Source organism: Sporomusa malonica (genome assembly GCF_900176355.1).
GTDB lineage: Bacteria > Bacillota > Negativicutes > Sporomusales > Sporomusaceae > Sporomusa > Sporomusa malonica.
Window position 1 is genome coordinate 21,911 of record NZ_FWXI01000024.1, and the last position, 19,749, is coordinate 41,659.

The 19,749-nt window shown below is 47.5% G+C and carries 20 protein-coding genes; 15 read left to right on the plus strand and 5 right to left on the minus strand.

Going from position 1 to position 19,749, the window contains the following annotated elements; genetic code table 11:
• Positions 1–11: 11 nt before the first annotated feature.
• The 6 genes from atpA (at position 12) to B9A22_RS20765 (ending at position 6,273) form a co-directional block, all read left to right on the plus strand.
• Positions 12–1,520 carry a F0F1 ATP synthase subunit alpha gene (atpA, locus tag B9A22_RS20740; protein ID WP_084577857.1) on the plus strand — a complete coding sequence of 503 codons (1,509 nt, stop codon included), beginning with the start codon at positions 12–14 and terminating at the stop codon, positions 1,518–1,520.
• A gap of 4 nt (positions 1,521–1,524) precedes the next feature.
• Complete coding sequence (gene atpG, locus B9A22_RS20745; protein WP_084577858.1) at positions 1,525–2,379, plus strand: ATP synthase F1 subunit gamma; 855 nt, start codon at positions 1,525–1,527, stop codon at positions 2,377–2,379.
• Positions 2,380–2,392: 13 nt separating this feature from the next.
• Positions 2,393–3,811, plus strand: coding sequence for a F0F1 ATP synthase subunit beta (gene atpD / locus B9A22_RS20750; protein ID WP_084577859.1), 1,419 nt, complete (start codon positions 2,393–2,395; stop codon positions 3,809–3,811).
• A complete protein-coding gene (atpC, locus tag B9A22_RS20755; RefSeq protein WP_084577860.1) occupies positions 3,804–4,052 on the plus strand; it encodes an ATP synthase F1 subunit epsilon in 249 nt (82 codons plus the stop codon). Before atpD ends, atpC begins: the two co-directional genes overlap by 8 nt.
• Positions 4,053–4,261: 209 nt before the next feature.
• On the plus strand, positions 4,262–6,007 hold the full coding sequence (locus tag B9A22_RS20760) for a SulP family inorganic anion transporter (RefSeq protein ID WP_084577861.1): 1,746 nt from the start codon (positions 4,262–4,264) through the stop codon (positions 6,005–6,007).
• A gap of 50 nt (positions 6,008–6,057) precedes the next feature.
• Positions 6,058–6,273: a hypothetical protein gene (locus B9A22_RS20765; RefSeq protein WP_084577862.1), complete on the plus strand. Its 216-nt coding sequence runs from the start codon at positions 6,058–6,060 to the stop codon at positions 6,271–6,273.
• A 27-nt stretch (positions 6,274–6,300) separates the two neighbouring features.
• On the opposite strand, the gene B9A22_RS20770 is transcribed toward B9A22_RS20765, so the two are convergent.
• The 4 genes from B9A22_RS20770 to B9A22_RS25650 form a co-directional block, all read right to left on the minus strand.
• Positions 6,301–6,537 (minus strand): hypothetical protein, encoded by a 237-nt coding sequence (locus B9A22_RS20770; RefSeq protein WP_084577863.1) that lies wholly within the window; start codon positions 6,535–6,537, stop codon positions 6,301–6,303.
• Positions 6,538–6,645: 108 nt separating this feature from the next.
• Positions 6,646–7,170 (minus strand): hypothetical protein, encoded by a 525-nt coding sequence (locus B9A22_RS20775; RefSeq protein ID WP_084577864.1) that lies wholly within the window; start codon positions 7,168–7,170, stop codon positions 6,646–6,648.
• Between the two features lie 396 nt (positions 7,171–7,566).
• Positions 7,567–7,689 (minus strand): hypothetical protein, encoded by a 123-nt coding sequence (locus B9A22_RS26425; RefSeq protein ID WP_281252422.1) that lies wholly within the window; start codon positions 7,687–7,689, stop codon positions 7,567–7,569.
• Between the two features lie 38 nt (positions 7,690–7,727).
• Entirely contained in the window at positions 7,728–7,871 is a 144-nt protein-coding gene (locus tag B9A22_RS25650; protein ID WP_176215632.1) for a hypothetical protein, read from the minus strand.
• A 167-nt stretch (positions 7,872–8,038) separates the two neighbouring features.
• Here B9A22_RS25650 and B9A22_RS25655 point away from each other — a divergent pair, with 167 nt between their 5' ends.
• Together B9A22_RS25655 and B9A22_RS20780 are read left to right on the plus strand one after the other, a co-directional pair.
• Positions 8,039–8,203 carry a hypothetical protein gene (locus B9A22_RS25655; protein ID WP_176215633.1) on the plus strand — a complete coding sequence of 55 codons (165 nt, stop codon included), beginning with the start codon at positions 8,039–8,041 and terminating at the stop codon, positions 8,201–8,203.
• A 96-nt stretch (positions 8,204–8,299) separates the two neighbouring features.
• Entirely contained in the window at positions 8,300–8,533 is a 234-nt protein-coding gene (locus tag B9A22_RS20780) for a hypothetical protein (RefSeq protein WP_139796332.1), read from the plus strand.
• Between the two features lie 46 nt (positions 8,534–8,579).
• Here B9A22_RS20780 and B9A22_RS25060 read toward each other — a convergent pair whose 3' ends face one another.
• Positions 8,580–8,861 (minus strand): hypothetical protein, encoded by a 282-nt coding sequence (locus tag B9A22_RS25060; protein WP_139796333.1) that lies wholly within the window; start codon positions 8,859–8,861, stop codon positions 8,580–8,582.
• Positions 8,862–8,969: 108 nt separating this feature from the next.
• Between B9A22_RS25060 and B9A22_RS20785 the strand changes: the two genes are divergently transcribed.
• From B9A22_RS20785 to B9A22_RS20815, 7 genes are all read left to right on the plus strand, one after another.
• On the plus strand, positions 8,970–9,566 hold the full coding sequence (locus B9A22_RS20785; RefSeq protein ID WP_084577866.1) for a TetR/AcrR family transcriptional regulator: 597 nt from the start codon (positions 8,970–8,972) through the stop codon (positions 9,564–9,566).
• A 25-nt stretch (positions 9,567–9,591) separates the two neighbouring features.
• Entirely contained in the window at positions 9,592–10,695 is a 1,104-nt protein-coding gene (locus B9A22_RS20790) for an efflux RND transporter periplasmic adaptor subunit (protein WP_084577867.1), read from the plus strand.
• Positions 10,692–13,772: an efflux RND transporter permease subunit gene (locus B9A22_RS20795; protein ID WP_084577868.1), complete on the plus strand. Its 3,081-nt coding sequence runs from the start codon at positions 10,692–10,694 to the stop codon at positions 13,770–13,772. The genes B9A22_RS20790 and B9A22_RS20795 overlap by 4 nt, the downstream gene beginning before the upstream one ends.
• 102 nt (positions 13,773–13,874) lie before the next feature.
• Positions 13,875–15,671: a heme NO-binding domain-containing protein gene (locus tag B9A22_RS20800; RefSeq protein WP_084577869.1), complete on the plus strand. Its 1,797-nt coding sequence runs from the start codon at positions 13,875–13,877 to the stop codon at positions 15,669–15,671.
• 122 nt (positions 15,672–15,793) lie between these two features.
• Complete coding sequence (locus B9A22_RS20805; RefSeq protein WP_084577870.1) at positions 15,794–17,707, plus strand: sigma-54-dependent Fis family transcriptional regulator; 1,914 nt, start codon at positions 15,794–15,796, stop codon at positions 17,705–17,707.
• 12 nt (positions 17,708–17,719) lie between these two features.
• Entirely contained in the window at positions 17,720–18,367 is a 648-nt protein-coding gene (gene trmB / locus B9A22_RS20810; protein ID WP_084577871.1) for a tRNA (guanosine(46)-N7)-methyltransferase TrmB, read from the plus strand.
• Between the two features lie 117 nt (positions 18,368–18,484).
• Positions 18,485–19,693, plus strand: a complete 1,209-nt coding sequence (locus tag B9A22_RS20815) for a DUF2935 domain-containing protein (RefSeq protein ID WP_084577872.1) — start codon at positions 18,485–18,487, stop codon at positions 19,691–19,693.
• Positions 19,694–19,749: the final 56 nt, after the last annotated feature.

Below are 19,749 nucleotides of genomic sequence, written 5' to 3' on the forward strand. Positions count from 1 at the left end.
ACTAACTCACTGTGAAAATACGGCCTGAAGAGATAAGTGCAATTATTCAAGAGCAGATACAGCAATACCAAGTTCAAAGTAATGTGGATGAAATCGGTATCGTTATTGAGGTTGGTGACGGTATTGCACGGTTGCATGGCTTGGACAAGGCTATGGCTGGGGAACTCCTGGACTTCGGTGACGGAGTTTTTGGAATGGCATTAAATCTGGAAGAGGATAATGTTGGTGCAGTACTACTGGGGGATGAGGTTAAGGTTCATGAAGGCTGCACAGTGCGCCGGACTGACAGGATTATGGAGGTACCGGTGGGGGAGGCTCTCATCGGGAGAGTTGTTGATGCATTAGGGCGTCCCATTGATGGGAAGGGGCCGATAAATGCTGCCGGATCAAGGCCAATAGAGTGGAGAGCTCCTGGCATTGCTGACCGTCAGCCGGTCAAAGAGCCATTACAGACAGGGATTAAAGCCATTGATTGTATGGTGCCAATCGGCAGGGGGCAGCGGGAGCTGATTATCGGGGATAGAGGTACAGGCAAAACGGCCATTGCGATTGACACCATCCTAAACCAAAAGGGTGAAGATGTAATCTGTATTTATGTCGCTATTGGTCAAAAGGCCTCGACTGTTGCCCGGGTGGTAAAGACGCTGGAAGACCACGGGGCCATGGAGCATACGATCGTCGTTGTGGCCACAGCCTCAGATAGCGCTCCGCTGCAGTACATGGCGCCATATACTGGCGTAGCTATGGGTGAGCATTTTATGTATCAGGGGCGTCATGTTTTATGCGTTTATGATGATCTATCCAAACATGCGGCAGCTTATCGGGCTATGTCCCTGCTGCTCAGGCGTCCACCTGGACGTGAGGCTTATCCTGGCGACGTTTTTTATCTGCATTCCCGCCTGCTTGAGCGGGCTGCCAAATTATCGTCTGAGTTAGGCGGCGGGTCACTTACCGCACTGCCAGTCATTGAAACCTTGGCCGGTGACGTAGCTGCCTATATCCCGACAAATGTTATATCGATTACCGATGGTCAGATTATCCTGGAAAGTGAGTTGTTTTACTCAGGCACTCGCCCGGCAATTAATGTAGGCCTGTCAGTATCACGGGTCGGCGGTTCGGCCCAGGTAAAGGCTACCAAGCAAGTAGCAGGCCGGCTGCGTCTGGATTTGGCTCAGTATCGAGAGTTAGCCGCTTTTGCCCAGTTTGGATCTGATCTGGATAAAGGGACCAGAGACCTTTTGGAAAGAGGCAAACGAATGACTGAGCTACTCAAACAACCACAGTATAAGCCTGTGCCTATCGAAGAACAGGTACTTGCCGTTTATTTAGGTGTTAACGGGCACTTGGATGACGTACCTATTCACCTTATTAGCAAGTTTGAGCAAGAATTTCTGCAATACATACGTGCATATCCGGCGATTAGCGGCGGTATCAAAGAAAAAAAATGTATCGAGGCCACAGTGGATGAGCTACTGAAAAAGACCATCAGACAGTTTAAAGATTCATTTATGGCGAGGTGACGCCATGCCTAACGCACTGGATTTACGACGCCGCATTAAGGGTGTAAAGAACATCCAAAAAATTACACAGGCAATGAAAATGGTTGCCGCTGTCCGACTGCGCAAGGCGCAGGAACGGGTCAAAGACAGTGTACCTTATCATAGCGCTTTAGTGTCGGCTATGCGCGATATCTTGAGAAGTGGCGAAGATATCACAAGTACCTTATTTGTAGAGCGGGAGACCAGCCGATCGGGGTATATTGTCATTGGTGCAGATAAGGGACTGGCTGGGTCCTATAACAGCAATCTGGTCAAAGCGGTGCAAAGGCATATTGCCGGGAGCAATAGCGTAGGTTTGGTTGTTGTTGGCAGGAAGGTAAGAGATTACTTCCTGCGCCGCAAAGTAGCAGTTGACAAAGCATATATCGGTATTTCAGAAAAACCGTCCTATCAATATGCAGTTGATATCGCAAAAACAATAATTGAGATGTACGTTTCGGGGATATATGACAAGGTGTACTTGGTTTATACCAAGTTTTGCTCTCCGGCAATCCAGCAGGTGGTGGTCGATCCAATCCTGCCTGTAGATCTAGGGGATCCAGCATCTGCGCTCAGCAGGGTAGCAGCTCAAATATATGAGCCATCTTTAACCAGTGTGCTTGATGAAGTCGTGCAAAAGTGGATTGAGGCATCAGTCTACAGGGGGCTTGTTAATTCAGCGGCAAGTGAAGTTGCGTCACGCTTGAACGCCATGAGCTTGGCCACAGACAACGCCCAGGACCTTATCAGTCAACTGGTACTTGAGTATAACAAAGTCCGCCAGGCCAACATCACACGGGAAATATCCGAGATTGTCGGTGGCGCGGAAGCGTTGCGGTGAAAGGGGGGAGACTATGGCTAACGGGCAGGTTAAGCAAGTAATTGGGCCTGTTGTGGACATCGAGTTTCCGCAGGATCAGTTGCCGTCTGTCAATAATGCGGTAAAAATTACTGGAAAAGCCGCTGGTAATGACATCAATCTGACAGTAGAGGTCATGCAGCACTTGGGTGATAATGTTGTTCGCTCTGTAGCGATGTCATCTACTGATGGATTGGTGCGTGGTATGATTGCTGAAGACACGGGAGCACCAATCCGTGTGCCGGTAGGAACAGGTACTTTGGGACGAATCTTTAATGTGTTGGGGGAAACTGTAGATAATAACCCAGCGGTGGTAGAGGCAAGCGAATACTGGCCAATCCACCGTCCGGCTCCCGAGTTTGTCGAACAGGAAACTGCCACAGAAATACTGGAAACAGGTATTAAAGTGGTTGACCTGATAGCCCCCTACGCACGCGGCGGAAAGATTGGACTATTCGGTGGTGCTGGGGTCGGGAAGACTGTTTTAATTATGGAATTAATTCGCAACATCGCTACAGAGCACGGGGGCTTTTCCGTCTTCGCAGGCGTAGGTGAGCGTACCCGTGAGGGAAATGAGCTTTGGCGTGAAATGATGGAGTCAGGAGTTATCAATAAAACAGCGTTAGTTTATGGTCAAATGAATGAACCGCCTGGTGCAAGAATGCGGGTAGGTTTGACTGGCCTGACGATGGCCGAGTATTTCCGCGACGTGGCAGGGCAGGATGTGCTGTTATTTATCGATAATATATTCCGTTTCATCCAGGCTGGTTCCGAAGTTTCGGCGCTGCTTGGGCGTATGCCGTCTGCGGTAGGATACCAGCCCACCTTGGGCACTGATGTAGGTGCACTCCAAGAGCGGATTACCTCTACGAAAAAAGGCTCTGTAACCTCGGTGCAGGCAGTATATGTGCCGGCTGATGACTTGACCGACCCGGCACCGGCTGCTACGTTTGCCCACCTTGATGCGACGACTGTATTGTCCAGGCAGATTGCCGAGCTAGGGATTTATCCGGCTGTAGATCCGCTTGACTCTACCTCCCGGATACTTGACCCATTTATTATTGGCGATGAGCACTACAATGTCGCTCGGTCTGTACAGGAAATTCTGCAGCGCTATAAGGAACTCCAGGATATAATTGCCATTCTTGGTATGGAAGAGTTATCTGAAGAAGATAAGATTGTTGTCGCCCGTGCCAGAAAGGTACAGCGTTTCTTGAGTCAGCCGTTTTTTGTGGCCGAGGCGTTTACCGGAACAGCTGGTAAATATGTGCCGCTAACTGAAACCGTTCGCGGGTTTAAAGAAATCTTAAGCGGTAAGTATGATGATTTGCCTGAGAGCGCTTTTTATATGGCCGGAACCATTAACGAGGTTGTAGAAAAGGCTGAAGCAATGAGGGGGAAGGGCAGTGAGTAAGACGCTGCGCTTGGAGGTAATGAACCCTGATCATAGAGTCTATGAGGGACAGGTCTCTATGGTCATTGTCAGGGCTACAACCGGTGAAATGGGTATTCTGCCAGGGCACGCTCCCCTGGTTGCCCTGCTTGATGCCAGGCCGGTAAGGATACGGCATGAGGAAGGCGAGTTGCAAATACCTGTAAATGGAGGAATTCTGCTGGTTAAACCTGATTTGGTTACCATTTTGTCAGCTCATTAAGGTATATGGGCGCAAGGCTTAACTCCGGTTTAGGAAGGAGTTGAGCTTTTTTGCTTATTAGGGAGATTGAGTGGCCTAATAAAGGCTAACAACCTGAAACGTTGGTTATTCCCCTTCAATGCGGCTATATGCCGGTCAGCGAAATGTACATAACCAAGATAAAGGTTTATAATTAATTTCATGTTTATTTTTGCAGAAAGGAATGTTCTATGTTACGTCCTCTAAAAGTACCACTTAAACGCTATTGTTATTCCAGTCGCTTTCAAAAAGATCTAATGTCAGGGCTTACTGTCGGGGTCATCTCGCTGCCGCTAGCCATGGCTTTTGCCATTGCTTCGGGGGTTAAGCCTGAATATGGAATTTACACGACAATTATTGCTTCCGTCTTGGCCTCACTATTTGGTGGGAGCCGGTATCAGGTTACAGGGCCAACTGGTGCCTTTATCCCCATTTTGCTTTCCATTGTGTTGACCTATGGGTACGAGAACCTGCTTATTGCCGGCCTGATGGCAGGTATAATCCTGGTCGTTATGGGTCTCTTGAAAATGGGAACATTGATCAAGTTCATTCCGCGCCCAGTCACAATCGGGTTTACAGCAGGTATTGCCGTAAATATTTTCACCGGGCAAATCGCTAACTTTCTTGGTTTAGTTGGTTTAGCACGGCATGAAGGCTTTATTGATAGCATGCGGGAGATACTCCTTCATCTTGATACAGTTAATTTGTATAGTATCTTGACAGCTGCCCTTTGTCTGGCGATTATTCTTGTAACGCCCCGCTTTTTTCCAAGGGTGCCTGGTTCGCTTGTTGGTTTGCTTGCCTCAACGGCGCTTGCCGCGCTCGCTTATCCAGGCCAGGTGACTACGATTTCTACCGCTTTTGGTGGCATACCTGACAGTTTGCCGCAGTTTTCACTGCCTGTGATTACCCTGGAAAAACTGCAGCAGTTAGCTCGTCCGGCCTTTACCATCGCGATGCTTGGTGCCATTGAGTCGCTGCTTTCGGCTGTAGTAGCCGATGGCATGACCGGAACACGCCATAATAGCAACCGGGAGCTTATCGGGCAGGGGATTGCCAATATCGTAACACCACTGTTTGGCGGTATTCCAGCCACCGGTGCTATTGCCCGGACTGCTACCAATATTAAGAGCGGGGCGGTTACTCGCTATTCGGTCGTACTATCAGCCCTATTTGTGCTGGCGACACTCATCGTATTAGCTCCCTATGCAGGCGCCATTCCACTTGCCAGCATGGCGCCGGTACTAATGATTGTTGCTTATAATATGAGTGAACATCACGCCTTTATTGCTATTTTGAAAACCCGGTCAAACAGCGCCGGTGTGCTTGTTGTTACCTTTCTGCTTACCGTGCTGGCCAACCTGACAGTGGCTGTCGAGGTTGGACTGCTATTGGCCATGGTGATTTTTGTTAAACGGATGAGTGATATCCTGGTGGTAACCAAGGTACTGCCAGACCCGGAGAACCATCTGGCCAGGGTTGGGGCGCAGGATCGGTTGGATAGCCATGATTGCTCCCAGATAAGCATTTTTAGTATTGAAGGTCCGCTCTTTTTCGGCGCGGCGCAGATGTTTTCCCAGAGCATTATTGATACCATTCAATATAACCCCAAAGTCGTTATCCTGCGTCTAAGCAAGGTGCCTTTTATGGACTTAACCGGCGAGGACCATCTGCGTACCATTGTGAACAGTTTGCAAAAACGCGGGGTGATGGTGCTGATTTCTGGTCTTAATGAACAACCGGAAAAAACCCTGCACATGACAGGCCTGTATGAGACCATTGGCCGTAATCACTTTTTTCCTCATACCGAACATGCCATTTCCTATGCTCTCAAGCATACTGACACAGAGGGTTGCTTGCGTTGCCGTGACCGGATTTTTCATCGCTGTATTGCCGAACGTGAGGCGGCCGCTGCTACTGAAGGGATTCCGGCGTAGAGGATTATGCTGGCTTATCCGCGAAGTACTAAGCGAAGGGAGGCCAGAATATGTGCGGCATGAATTGGTATCGCGAGCAGCTGGAAATGGCCGATGATGACATAAAGCGGCTGAGTGAATTACTCAAAATGATGGAAGAACGGTATAAGCTATCGCATCTTGAAGCCGGTGAACTGGACAAACTTAGTCCTGACATCATTGCCATCTACCATGAGCTTACTTCTCGGAAAAACCTGCTCCTAACACAAAAATCCCCGCAGGTCTAAGAAGGCCTGCAGGGATTTTTTGCTTTGCTATCTTAAGGAATCGTCGAGTCCTTCCTCCATGGCAGCACGATAAGAGGCCTCATTGGCAGTGGCTTTGGAGACAATAGAGGAGTTGATCTCGGCACGGGGCAAGCTATTGTCACCGCCATTGTCGCTAAACTTATCTGTTACGTTTTCGGGTGCCTCATCATCATAACCGCTGGTAGCGAGAATCAACTCGGCATCTGTCACGCTGGAAAACATTCCTGGAATAAGTTTTTTCATTCAATCCCTCCTCATTTTAAAGGTTAGCTATAGTTTCTCCAAAACGTTTGCTTTCAATGAAAAAATCCCTGCAGTTATTTGCTGCAGGGATTTTTTGCTAATTTTGGGTTATTTGTGGCCGTGCCCTTTATCATGCCCTTTACCTTGGCCTGGGTGTTTATTCTCTTTACCTTGATCGGACACTTTTATGTAATCATAGTCTTCTGGTTCCTCGCTGACGACGATCCTGGATTTTTCAATAACCGTGTAATTGCGTTGTTTGAGGTCGGCGACTTTAACCCCATATAGCTTGGCGATTTCGCCCCAGCCCATTTTTTGCTCGCGGAGCTGGATGATTTTATCAGCCGGCTTGCTTGTCACTGTAGCTGTTGTGTAAATCATGCCGATTTCTCGGTAGCCTAGATTGTAGTCAACCTTAAGCCGGAGAACATCTTGAGCAGTAACAGAAATATTGTAGCTGGTTGACAGCGTTTCAGCAAATCTAATGGTATGGGCTGACAGGCTGAAACCATCATCAGATATGGAAGCCGAGACGCTGGTTGCTGACACAGATGCCTGCGCCAGACTGGGGTGAATAGCAGGCATACCAAGTACCAGTAGCATAGCTGCTGAGAGAACGGTTTGTTTAATCATTAGGGAAGCTCCTCTCCGAAGGGTATGCTCTTATTGTACATTAGGAGCACAGTAGTAAATAGGGGCCATAAGTCCTGGTTTTTTAGGAAAAAAATAACAGCACGGCCTGCGCCGCACTGTTATTATAAGGGGGGACTAATGGGATGGTTTGGTGTTAGTAAGGGCTTCCTGTTTTTGGAAAACATCGTTAGAAGTTGCAGACTTCTTCGATGTGGTGTTGTCAGCGGCGGACTGGCTTTTTTTGGCGCTTGATCCGCCTGGTAGATCTTTAAATCCCAATTCCACTCACCTCCAATTCTAGTATTCCCATTTTTGGATAAGTATACCACTAAAGATGGAAATATTTTAAAAAAATATTAAACAAATAAAAAGGGTGGAATTTTCCACCCTGTATCATTACTTGCATGATTTTTCGTCTTTTTTTTCATTTTTTGCATTGGGGCATATTTCTTTACCAAACTCTACACTCGCTTTACCGCTTTTGCAGCCCTTATCGCAGCGTTCTTGTTTTTTAGCCATAATGTCACCTCCTTGTCCTGAGATTAGGGAGGCGTTAACTAGTCAGTCATTTCGTGAATCATGAACTTGGCAGCCTGGTAAATAACGGCACCGACCGCTAATGCTTTAAGCATCGAGGTCATATCCATATTCATGTCCATATCCATGCCTAACATCGTGTTGCGTTTCTTTTTATAGAACATATTTACCACCTCCTCATTCGATAGTGTAACCAAGGTGAAAAAAAGCAACTCGAAGTAAGAAATGGATGAAAAACCAATAAAAAGCTCACAACACTTAATAAATAGGCGGAATAATACGATAAAATAGATGAAATGTAATTATCATCATGCCAAGGAGGGCGGTTAAGATGGTGACAAGAATAGAGCCTATTCAAAGGGTAGACCTTACTAACCGTGACCGTCATGGTGCCACGGATGGCGACAGAAAGAAGTCACAGTACGGTAAATCTTTTAAAGAAGTATTTGCTAAAGAGCTAGCGGTTACTGCCAAAGCCTCTGCCGCCAGAGTATAGAGCCGAAAGGCTCTTTTTTTCCTTCTGTATGATTAGCAGCCGATAATTGGGACATAATAAATAAAATGAATTAATATAATGTAAATGGTGATATATATGAAGAGTAGTAAAACAGGCCTGGAGATTGTACGAATGCACCAGGAATATGTAGATAAAATTAATGAACTTGATGCTGCTGTACACAGGCTTGATGAATTTGGTTATACAAAGACAGTACTCAAGGAGGAACTTGTCAAGTTAACCAAGGACTTGCAGTCACTAGAAAACACCCGTTTTCAGCCGCTTGAGCCCGTGATTATTACCACCTCGCTGCTTGGGGGCCGGTCATAGCCTCAAAATAAAAATCCGCGCATAGCTTGCGCGGATTTTTAATTGCTTAAAGCTCATCAGCACAGACGGTTTCTGTACCCTCTACACATTTGAATTCGCATTGGCTGCAGCCTTCGCCGCTGCCACGGTAGTCAAAATATTGGTTGCCGCCTTTTAGGTTTTTGCCATTCCAAAAGCTATAGACAGGGCAATCTTCTTTGCTTGACAAACTATCACCTCCCGCTTGCGTGGTGGTGTTAGTCTGCCCCAATACCTGCGGCAAAATCCTCGAACCCCAGGCGGTGGATTGTTTGCCCCAGTCGTTCGCCAGGTTGGTCCTTTGTCTCACAAATAGTGGTTGATCATCCCAGATAATTCTGGTACCATAGAGATGGAAACTATGGAAACTAGTTTAGTTTCCGTGGGATTTACATAAGATGAAAGCGAGACGGTGCTTTTGAAGAAACAAATTTTATTTGCAGCAGCCCAGGAAATGAACGAACGGGGCGTAAAATTCACCATCGACAGTGTAGCAGCCCGTCTCGGCATCAGCAAAAAAACAGTGTATCAATATTATCCGTCCAAAGATGCGATTATAACAAGTATTATTGATGCGGCGCTTGCTGATATTGATGCGCAAAAGCTCCAGGCAATGGAACGCCAATGCGACTTTGTCAGCAAACTTACGGCAATCATCACGGTAGAGCCTAAGTTGTTTGGGAAAATTAACTACTGGGTTTTGGACGATATTAAACGATACCGGCCGCAGGAGTGGGAGCGTATTAACCGTTTTCGCCAGGCGCGGGTAACTGATATTGGCCGCATGTTGGAGGCAGGAATCGCTTCAGGTCATATCCGCTCCATCAATACAAAAGTGGCTGCGAAAATGTTGTTAAGTACATGTGCTGAGTTATTAGATTACCGGTTTTTAGATGAGAATAATTTAACCTTTGGCGATGCGCTTAAGGCGCTTAATGATATTTTTCAATTCGGGGTGCTGACCGGACCGGCAGCCTGCCAAGAAAACGAAAATATAACACAGGCGGGCGTTTAAAGCTGCTCGCAGGGAGGGAATAGGTGTGAAAGGGTTTAACATTAAGTATTGGGCTATACCCATTTTATTGGCTGTCACTGTGACGGCCGCGGCTAAGACCGGTCTCTTGACGTGGGGGAATCCCCAGAAGCAGGTACTGGCTGCGCAGGCCACGAGCGTAACCGCAGAGAGCGCGCAAATGGTAAGTAAAATTCCTAAACTAAGCTTAACCGGTTCGGTAGAGGGAGAAACCTCGGCAGTCATTAGTGCCAAGATTGCCGGACGCATTGAACAAATTTTGGTAGAGGACGGTCAGCCGGTAACTGCCGGTCAACCGCTTATCAGGCTCGAAAGTGTTGAACTCAGTAACAACGTTCGTACTGGCAGTGATGCTGTCCGCCGTGCGTCTGCCAACTATGAAAATGTGGAAACAGACTATAAGCGTTACCAAACGCTCTATGCGCAAAATGCCATCTCCAAGCAGGTGCTTGACGGTATAGAAACAAAGCTTAAAGTAGCTCAGGCAGATTTGTCGAGTGCTGAGGCCGCGCTTAGTACAGCCGGGCAGCAGTATGCCTATGCACTAGTTACGGCTCCTGTGAGTGGGGTTGTCGCCAATAAGACGGCGGTAATTGGCCAAGTGGTAGGAGCTGGTGCGCCGCTTATGTCGGTTGAAAACATTGGTCAGGTATATGCTGTAGTTAATGTTGAGCAAAAAGACTTGGGTGCTATTGGGCAAGGCATGGCGGCGGAAATAACGGTTGACGCCTATCCAGACAAAGTGTTTGCCGGAAAAATTCAGATTATTAACCCGGCGGCCGTCGTAGCCAACCGTATGTACAAGACAAAGATAAAGATTGACAATAGCCAGGCTCTTTTGAAACCAGGCATGTTTGTTAAGGTAAGCATTGTTACTGGTAAGCCGGCGCTTGTGCTGGCTGTGCCGCAGGCCGCTATCTTCCAGAAGCAGGGTATCTATCAGGTCTATGTCCTGGAAAACGGCAAAGCCATCCGCCGTCAGGTTGAGGTTGGCGCCGTGCTTGGCGATTTTGTTGAAATCAAAACAGACTTAGAGGCAAAGGCCGAGGTTATTACTAGTAATGTAAATAAGCTTAAAGACGGCGATGCTGTCCAGGTAGGTAAGCCATGATTCTTACAAGCGTCAGTTTGAAACGGCCGGTCTTTGCCACGGTAACCATTCTGGCCTTAATAACGCTGGGGCTAGTCAGCTACCTGTCTTTAAATATTGACGAATGGCCGGATTTGGAGTTCCCATTTGTTACGGTAAAGGTAGAGTACAAGGGTGCCAGTCCTGAGCAAGTGGATAGTAAGATAACGCAAAAGGTGGAAGAAGCCATCAGCTCGGTGTCTGGGGTTAAACATATCACGTCGTCAGCCCGTGAAGGTGTCTCGATCACTACTATTGAATTTACGCTGGAGACATTAGCAGCCACGGCGGCTCAGGATGTGCGTGACAAACTTGGCCGTATCAGAGGCGACCTGCCCCAGGATGCTGATGAGCCGGTCATCATGCGTTTTGATCCAGCCGAGTCACCCATTGTTTCTGTCGCAGTCACCGGCAATATGAGCATTAGGGAAATGACTAACCTTGTTGACGATGTCATCAAACGTCGGCTGGAAACCATTAATGGCGTAGGCTCTATTGAAGTCACAGGCAAATTAGAGCGCCAGATACATATTGATCTGGAGAAAGATAAGCTGGCAGCTTATGGCCTCACTATTCCTGAAATTGTTGAGAGCCTGAAGGCCGAAAATCTAGAGGTTCCAGGCGGCAAGCTAACTAAAGGCGAACGGGAAATCAGTATGCGGACAATGGGCAACCTGCCCACTCCTGCCGAATTTCTTAACGCCCCGCTGGCCCGTCGGGAAGGCATCCAGCTGTATGTCGGCCATGTCGCTACAGTGAAGGATGTTACTGAAGAACCTGTCGAGATTACCAAGGTTAACGGCAAACCGGCTGTTGGCCTTGATGTCATGAAACAGTCGGGAACCAATACCGTTAAAGTAGCCAATGATATTACCAAGGCGGTTGGGGCACTAAGGAAAGATATGCCGCCTGGGGTTGAACTAACCATTGTGAGAGACACCTCAGTTACGGTTAAAGAATCTGTCGGTGATGTACTATTTAACCTGGTGCTTGGTGGTGCCTTAGCTGTTGTCATCGTATTTGTGTTCCTGGGCAACTGGCGCAGTACCGTTATTTCCGCCATTGCCATACCTGCTTCAATTATCGCGACTTTTTTTACCATGAAGCTGTTAGGCTTTAGTATTAATACAATGTCGTTATTGGCACTGTCACTGGCCGTAGGGCTCTTGATAGATGATGCTATTGTTGTTATTGAAAATATTGTGCGCCACATGGAAATGGGAAAAAGCAAATACCAGGCAGCGCTTGAGGGGACGTCGGAGATTGGCCTGGCGGTTACAGCCACCACGCTCACGCTTGTCGCCGTATTTGTACCAGTAGGCATGATGACAGGCATTGTCGGTCAGTTCTTTAAGCAATTTGGCATCACGGTGGCATTTGCTGTCCTGGTGTCACTGTTTATTGCCTTTACATTAACGCCTATGCTGGCTGCCAATTACCTTGAGGTAGCTCATGGTCAGCAGCAAAACCTGCTGGGGCGGGCACTCATGTGGTGGAATACGCGTTTTGACCGTGTGACTGGCTCCTATGGTGGTTTTCTCAAAATGGCTTTAGGGCATCGCTGGAAGGTAGTGGCGGCTGCTGTGGCCCTGTTTATCGGCAGCTTGGCGATTACACCGCTCTTAGGATCAAGCTTTGTCGGGCGTACCGATAATGGTGAATTTATGATTAAGGCCGATGTTGAGCCCGGTACCAGTGTAGCTGGCAGCGGAACACTGGCTGACCGCATGGCCGCTGAGCTGAAGACGCTGCCGGAAGTGGTCTTGGTGTATAGCTCAGCAGATGTTGATACAATTGATATGTTTGTTAAACTGACAGACAAACGCGATCGCAAGCGGGGCATGAGTGCCATTCTCACAGATGTTCGCGCTAAACTAAACGCCATCCCAGGGGTCAAAGTAAGTATTTTGCAGAAAGCCGGCCTCAAGGAGGAAAAACCAGTTGCGCTGGTTATTCGCGGGGAGTCGCTTGATGTTCTTGATGGTATTGCCGAAGAGGCCCAAAAGATTATGGAAAACACCAAAGGTGCTGTGGACGTTGTTTCAACCTATAAGCCAGGCAAACCTGACCTGCAGATTGATGTCAAACGCGACCGGGCGGCCGACCTTGGCGTTTCTACCGGGAATATTGCCGATACGCTTAGAACCATGTTTAATGGCTTGACTGTCAGCCAGTATAAAGACGGTGATGACCGCTATGATGTTCAAGTTAGGCTAAAAGAGGACAATCGCGCCACCCTGGATGACCTGTCAGGCATTTTCCTGTCAAGTAAATATAAAGATAAGAATGACAAAACAGTCATGGTGCCGTTATCCCAGGTGACAGAGACTGTCTATGCTACAAGTCCCAGCCAAATTAACCGGTATGACCGCCAACGGGAAATCCGCTTGACGGCCAACCTTGAAGGAACTTCACTGGGAGAATTCAATAAAGCTTTTTTTGCTGAAATCAAGAAAATAGAACTGCCACCAGGCTATACTGCCGGGGCTGTTGGCGAATCGGAACGTATGGGTGAGACGTTTACCAGCATGGTAATGGCACTCTTTTTGGCGGTTGCCTTTATCTTCTTTGTGCTGGCGGCCCAGTTTGAGAGCTACATGGATCCGTTTGCCATCATGCTATCACTGCCGCTGGCTATTATCGGCGCTATCTTAGGATTATTGGTTATGAGAAGCGACCTAAGCATTATGTCAATGATTGGGATTGTTATGCTTATGGGGCTTGTTACCAAAAATGCCATTCTCCTGATTGACTTTGCTAAACAGCGACAGGGTGAAGGGGCTGACCGCGATACCGCGCTGGTAGACGCCGCTGTTATCAGGATGAGGCCAATCATGATGACTACCGCCGCTATGATTTTCGGTATGCTGCCGCTGGCTGTAGGCATTGGACCAGGGGCCGAAGCCCGCGCCCCGATGGCTCATGCCATCATTGGCGGTCTGGTTACCTCGACCATATTGACGCTGGTTGTTGTCCCTGTTGTGTATTCGCTGATTGATGATTTTAAAAAACAGCAGTTTGGTTTAAAAATCAAGAGTAAAAAAGCGCAAACTTTGTAAACAATAGAGGAATTTTGACCCAAGTCGAGAATACAGAGTATTAATATTGAAGAATGCTTCTCGTTAATAGATAGTAATTTTTGAAGATGCGGAGTGGATACCATGAAAGGAACTGTTGTCGGCACTTGGGTCAATACGTCCCACAAGGTGTGGGGGGAAGCCTTGACCATTGACGCAATGCAGCATGTTGGCTGGCAGAGCGATAAAATGTTTTTGCCAACCGAGGAAGTAGAAGATACCAAGCCTAAGGCGTTTGTGGCTTTTTTAGCTCAGCGTACAGGTAAAAGCCAGGACGAAATTTGGCTTAATATCGGCAAAGACAATGTGTTGACCTTCGCGCAGATATACCCTGCTTTCTTCCGTCAGGAAAGTCTGTATTCTTTCCTAAGATCCATGTATGACGTGCATGTTGTGATGGTAAAACGGATACCAGGGGCCAAGCCGCCAGAGCTCTTAATTGAGCCGGTATCTGAATATGGCGCTATCTTGAGTTATCGTTCTAAACGCGGTATGTTTGGCTATATGAAGGGGCTTTTGGCTGGTGCTGCTGATTATTTCAAAGAAGACATCAAGACCGAGATCATTGAGTCTTCTGCAGAGCATATTAAGATGGCAATTACCTTCCCTAAGCCTATCACCCATACCACTGTGTACCGGCTTAACAAACTGCTTTCTTTTGGCATTGTTAAAAGTATTCCGGCTAAAATCGGTATGGCTGTTGCTGCTGTTTCACTTCTGGTCGACGGGCTGCTGGCGGCAGTAGGTGTGTCTGTGCCGCTCTGGACGGCGCTGTTAAGCGGAGCAGTGGCAGCCGGTGGGGCCGCAGTACTCCTTAGGCCGTTTGCGGCTATCCGCGAGGAAATAGCTGGTATTCAGGAACGTAAATACTTTACTGAGGCCAAGCTAGAGTCAAATGATGAGTTTGAAGAGATTATGCAGATGCTGTCCCAGTATAAAACCCGGGTTAAGAGCGAGTTTATTGGGTTTAAAGGCATTACAGACGAGATGAATAAATACGGCGACGATTTTAATGTCTTGGCCGGGCGCATGAAAGACACCTCAGACGAAATATCAGGGGTAGTACATGATGTCGCTATGGCAGCTACCAATCAGGCCATGGAAACAGAAGGTGCTGTTGGCATCTTAAATGGCAATCTGGAAACACTGCGTACAGTAGTGACTGAGCAAAGCCATAATAAGGAGCAGCTAGAGGCCGCAGTACAAGAAATTAATAAAGGCTTTGCTGAAGTCCAGGCTTCCACCGCCAAGCTGGAACACAGCCTTGATAAGTTTTCCGAAGTCAAGCGTTCAGCTGAACACCTGCAGGCCCAGGCTACGAAAATTAATGAGATTACCGGGATGGTAGCCGCCATTGCCGGGCAGACCAACCTCTTGGCACTTAACGCCGCGATCGAGGCCGCCCGGGCCGGTGAGCAGGGCCGTGGCTTTGCTGTAGTAGCCGAGGAAGTCCGGAAGCTGGCAGAGCAGTCCCACCACCACTCTGAAAGCATTTCCAGCGACCTAAAAGTATTAATGGAGATCATCGGCAGTGTTGTTCTGATGATCGAAGAGGAATTCGACATTCTGTCCTCCGAAAGCCGTCAGTTGAATGCTGTTGTGAAAGGCAGTGCCGACAATGTTGGGTATATTGATGTAGTCGCTGAAAACATTGTTGATATGATCAACAAGCTTGAACAGGAAATGACTGGTCTTAACAAGGTATATGGCAAGATTGAGTCACTTGCTGCCATTTCTGAAGAAAATTCGGCCGCAAGTGAGGAAGTGAGTGCTTCGGTGCATGTGTACAACGAGAAGCTGCACGATATGATGGAAAAAATCACTGAGTTTAAGATTGTTATCCAGCACTTCAGTGAAGATATCAACACCTACCGTACCTAAGATGTGTACATTGCACCAGGCGGGGATAAAACCCCGCCTTCATTCTGCGTATTAACGCTTACTGGAATGAAATACTGACATTTTTGTGATATTATTCTTATAGAATTGTGTGGAGGTACATAATGATTCGTGAACGACGCAACAAAGCCAAACTCGAACAATATTACGATAAATTTATCCAGGAAGGCGTGATCGACCCTAACGTCCATCCTTGGATCGGCGAATCCTGGCAGCGCAGCAAGGATTTGGGGGTAGGGCGCGATACGTTTCGCCTTGATGTCAAGCTGTCGCGAGAAGAGCTTAGCAAACGCCGGGATCGCTACAATCCGGCGATCAGCTTCCTTGATGGACTCTATGATGAGATCAAAGAACACTTTACTACCTATAACCTGAGCATGCTGTTTATGGATCAGGACTTGTATGTGCTGAAAAATTATGCCATGCCTTTTTATCAAAAGACAGCCGGTGAACTTGAGGGAGCCAGGATACTGGAAGAGGATATTGGCACTTCAAGTATTGGCATTGCCTACAGGCATAAAGTCCCGTTTCTGATGTTTGGGCCTGAGATGTGGATTGCAGACTGTCAGAATGGTGATGCTTGTTCGGCGCCGATTATTGTGGATAATCAGGTGAAATTTGTTATAACAGTAGTGTCTATTCAGCAGGAAGAATTGCCATATAGCGCTATGGTAGCCATGGTGCTTAGTATTAAATATGCTATGGAGCAGCATTTGTCAATGGTAGCCAGCTTGAAGGCCAAGCATACCATTCTGGACGCTGTGCCACTGGCGGTGTACCATATTCTCCCCGGCGGCGAAGTAGCTTACGCGAATAAGCTTGGCAATAGCCGCTTGTCAGGGATTGTTCCGCCGGGAAGTGAGACAAAAGGTGAGGGGCCAAACTTAAGTGACGTGCTCTTAAACTATCGCCATACGCCGATTTTCAAAGGCTTTCTTGGTGTGCCGTCTTATAATAAAGAAGTTACCTGGATAACCCCCCGTAAAACCTATGAGGATATTACCACTGTTGTACCGCTTTCAGGTGATGATGGTGATGTGGACAGCATTGTGGCTGTATCGCTGCCAATCGAAGATTTGCGCACTCTGGTAGCCCATACGGCAGGCTATACGGCTCGTTACAGCCTGTCAAGCATGGTTGGGAGCAGCCAGGTATTTACCACTATGCAAGACAAAGCCAGCCGTACAGCCAGGCATGACTATCACTTCTTGTTGCAAGGCGAGCCAGGCACAGGCAAACAGCGGTTGGCGCATGGTATCCATCAGGCCAGTTCGCGGGCAGCAGGCCCATTGATTGCTGTTAAATGCGGCGATTTACCGCCTGAAATTCTTGAAGTCGAATTGTTTGGACGTGGCGGCGGTGAGGCAGAGGGGCGTCCGGGTAAGCTAGAACTGGCGAGTGGCGGCACATTGTTCCTAGATGAAATTGAGAAGCTTTCAGCCGTATTGCAGGACAAGCTGGCTGAAGCACTTGAATCCAGCCAGCTGTCTCGTTCAGGAGAAACTGTACACCGGCCAATCGATGCCCGGATCATTGCCGCTTCTGATACTGATCTTAAGCGGATGGTAGAAAAGAATGTGTTTTCGGCCAGTTTATACGAGATTATCTCCAGGTCTGTTGTCCGGGTACCGCCGCTTAGGGTAAGACGCGAAGATGTTCCTGATCTGGCTGCACATATTATTGGCGAATTGGCATCACTGCATAACCTGCCGCCGAAACTACTGTCGCCTGAGGCAGCCGAAGTCATCATGGGTTATGACTGGCCTGGTAACATCAAGCAGCTTCAGGGAGTTATTGAACAGGCTTTTTTCCGTACTACTGGTGAGGCTATTACACCGAACGATATTATTATGCCTGGTGAGCAGGGGCTCAGCAAAGCCTGGAAAGAAGATAAAGATGCCTTTGTTGAAGCCTGGAAGGCAGCTGGGGGCAATATCAGCCGGTTGGCTAATATGCTTGATGTCAGCCGGGTTACACTGTATCGTTACTTAAAAAAATATGGTTTGGATAAGGATTAAGGAGGAGACCTTTTGCGACTGAGAAAAAAGCCGTGGATTGCTGAAGCGCTAACCGGCTTTACGAATATAGTACAAAACCCTGGTGAAGAACTGAAAGGTAAGTGGGCTGACTTGTTTGGCAATCAGCTCCCGCTATATGTTGAGCTAGGGACAGGCAGAGGTAAGTTTATTGCTGGTATGGGCGAACAATATCAGGATAAAGCAAACTTTATCGGTATTGAGGCCCAGAAGGATGTTCTCTACGACGCAGCTGTAAGAGCTAGGGAAAACGAGCTGACTAATGTTCGTTTGCTGGTGTTTAATGTTAACGAGCTGCTGACGATCTTTGCGCCGGGAGAGATTGACCGGTTGTATATTAATTTTTGCGACCCCTGGCCAAAGAACCGTCACGCCAAGCGGCGGCTGACTCATGCCAGATTCCTAGAAAAATATCAGACGGTTTTAAAGGCAGGCGGCCAGCTATGCTTCAAAACAGATAACAGACCATTGTTTGAATTCTCCTTAGAGCAGTTTAGCCAGTTTGGTCTGGCAATTGACAATATTACCTATGATCTTCATAACAATGGTTTTGCCGGAAATGTTATGACCGAATATGAGTCGCGGTTTAGTGCTCTGGGGCAGCCTATACACCGCTGTGAAGTTACCTTCCAAAACAGCTAAGTACTTTATAAGCCATAGTTTTGGGCTGAGCGGTTATTACATTATCTTTTGATGATCAATTAAGCCATACCCAGCATACAATACACTAAATCCTTTTTGTAGGGGGAGTGTGTTGCTATGCCGCGTCATTCGTCTGGTACAGGCAATGTTCTGCCGGTGCCGCCGCTTGATATCGAAGAAGTCAAGTTTTGGTTGCATATCATGGAAGAACATGCTCTTTTCATTAAGACAGGTTTACCTTTTGATCAGACTGATTTGATTGAAGAAGCCAGCGCCTTTGAACGGGAGTTTAAGGCTTTACGTGTACGGGCCGAAAAGCTTCACAATGAGAAAAAATTTGCTGAATTAATTGCTGATACCATGGCGTCTCTTAAAGAGTTTATCAGGTATAAGAGTCTCTTGTTAGGCATGTCGATGACCAATAAGCTGGGCAGTGCCCTGCCGCCGCTCTTTTTTGACCATATCATCCGCGAAGCCGAATATTTTATGGCTATCTTGGAGAAAATTCGCGCTGGTAAGAAATTAGCTGTGGTCAAAGCCCAGGAAGCTGATTTTTGGCTAAGAATTATGGCCGACCATACTAAGTTCATTGGCAGCAGGCTGGACCCGTCTGAGCGCAGTCTGCGTGGTGTCGTCGAGGGGTATGAAGTCGAGTTTGATGACTTGTCGATGCAGAGTAGGGACTATGTAAGCTTTTTTGAGCATAAGCCAATGGATTTGCCTGCTTTCAATCGTTTCCTGCAAGACAGCCGGGCAGCTACGATGCGGCTCAGGGACTTTAAACAGGCAGCCTACGACATGGTTATCGCGAACAGGATGTTAAGTACAATTCCAGCCGCTCTGGCCGATCATGTCCGTCGCGAAGCTGAGCATTTCCTCTTAGTGTTAGCCATGATTGAAAAAGGCATAATTAAGGTGGAAAAAGACTGTGTGGATATGAAATATAAGCATAATACCAAGTATGGCATGATTGTTGACGAAGAGGTTGTTGATTCTGTAGAAACTGCTGATTTTGTAGTGGCTGAAGAAGTTGATGAACGTGACTATGTAGCTGAAGAAGAAGTCATTGATGATATTGAGTTAGATTACACCCCTGACAACGGGCGGGAAAAAGTACTGCCTAATATCGATTCTTTGGATGGGAACGATATTTCGAAAGAAGATCCGGGTGAGATTAAGGCCAAGTATCAGATAAAGGCTGAAGTAATTCCCGAGGTAGCAGTTGAAGTCCCACCTCAACCAACGGTTGCTCCAAAAACCGAGAAAAAGAGTAAATACAAATGGGGCGACAACTGGCCACGGCAGTTAGGCAAAGTAAAAGCATAATATCTACTGAAAAAGAACCCCTCTCGCTTACGCGGGAGGGGTTTGACCTATCTATA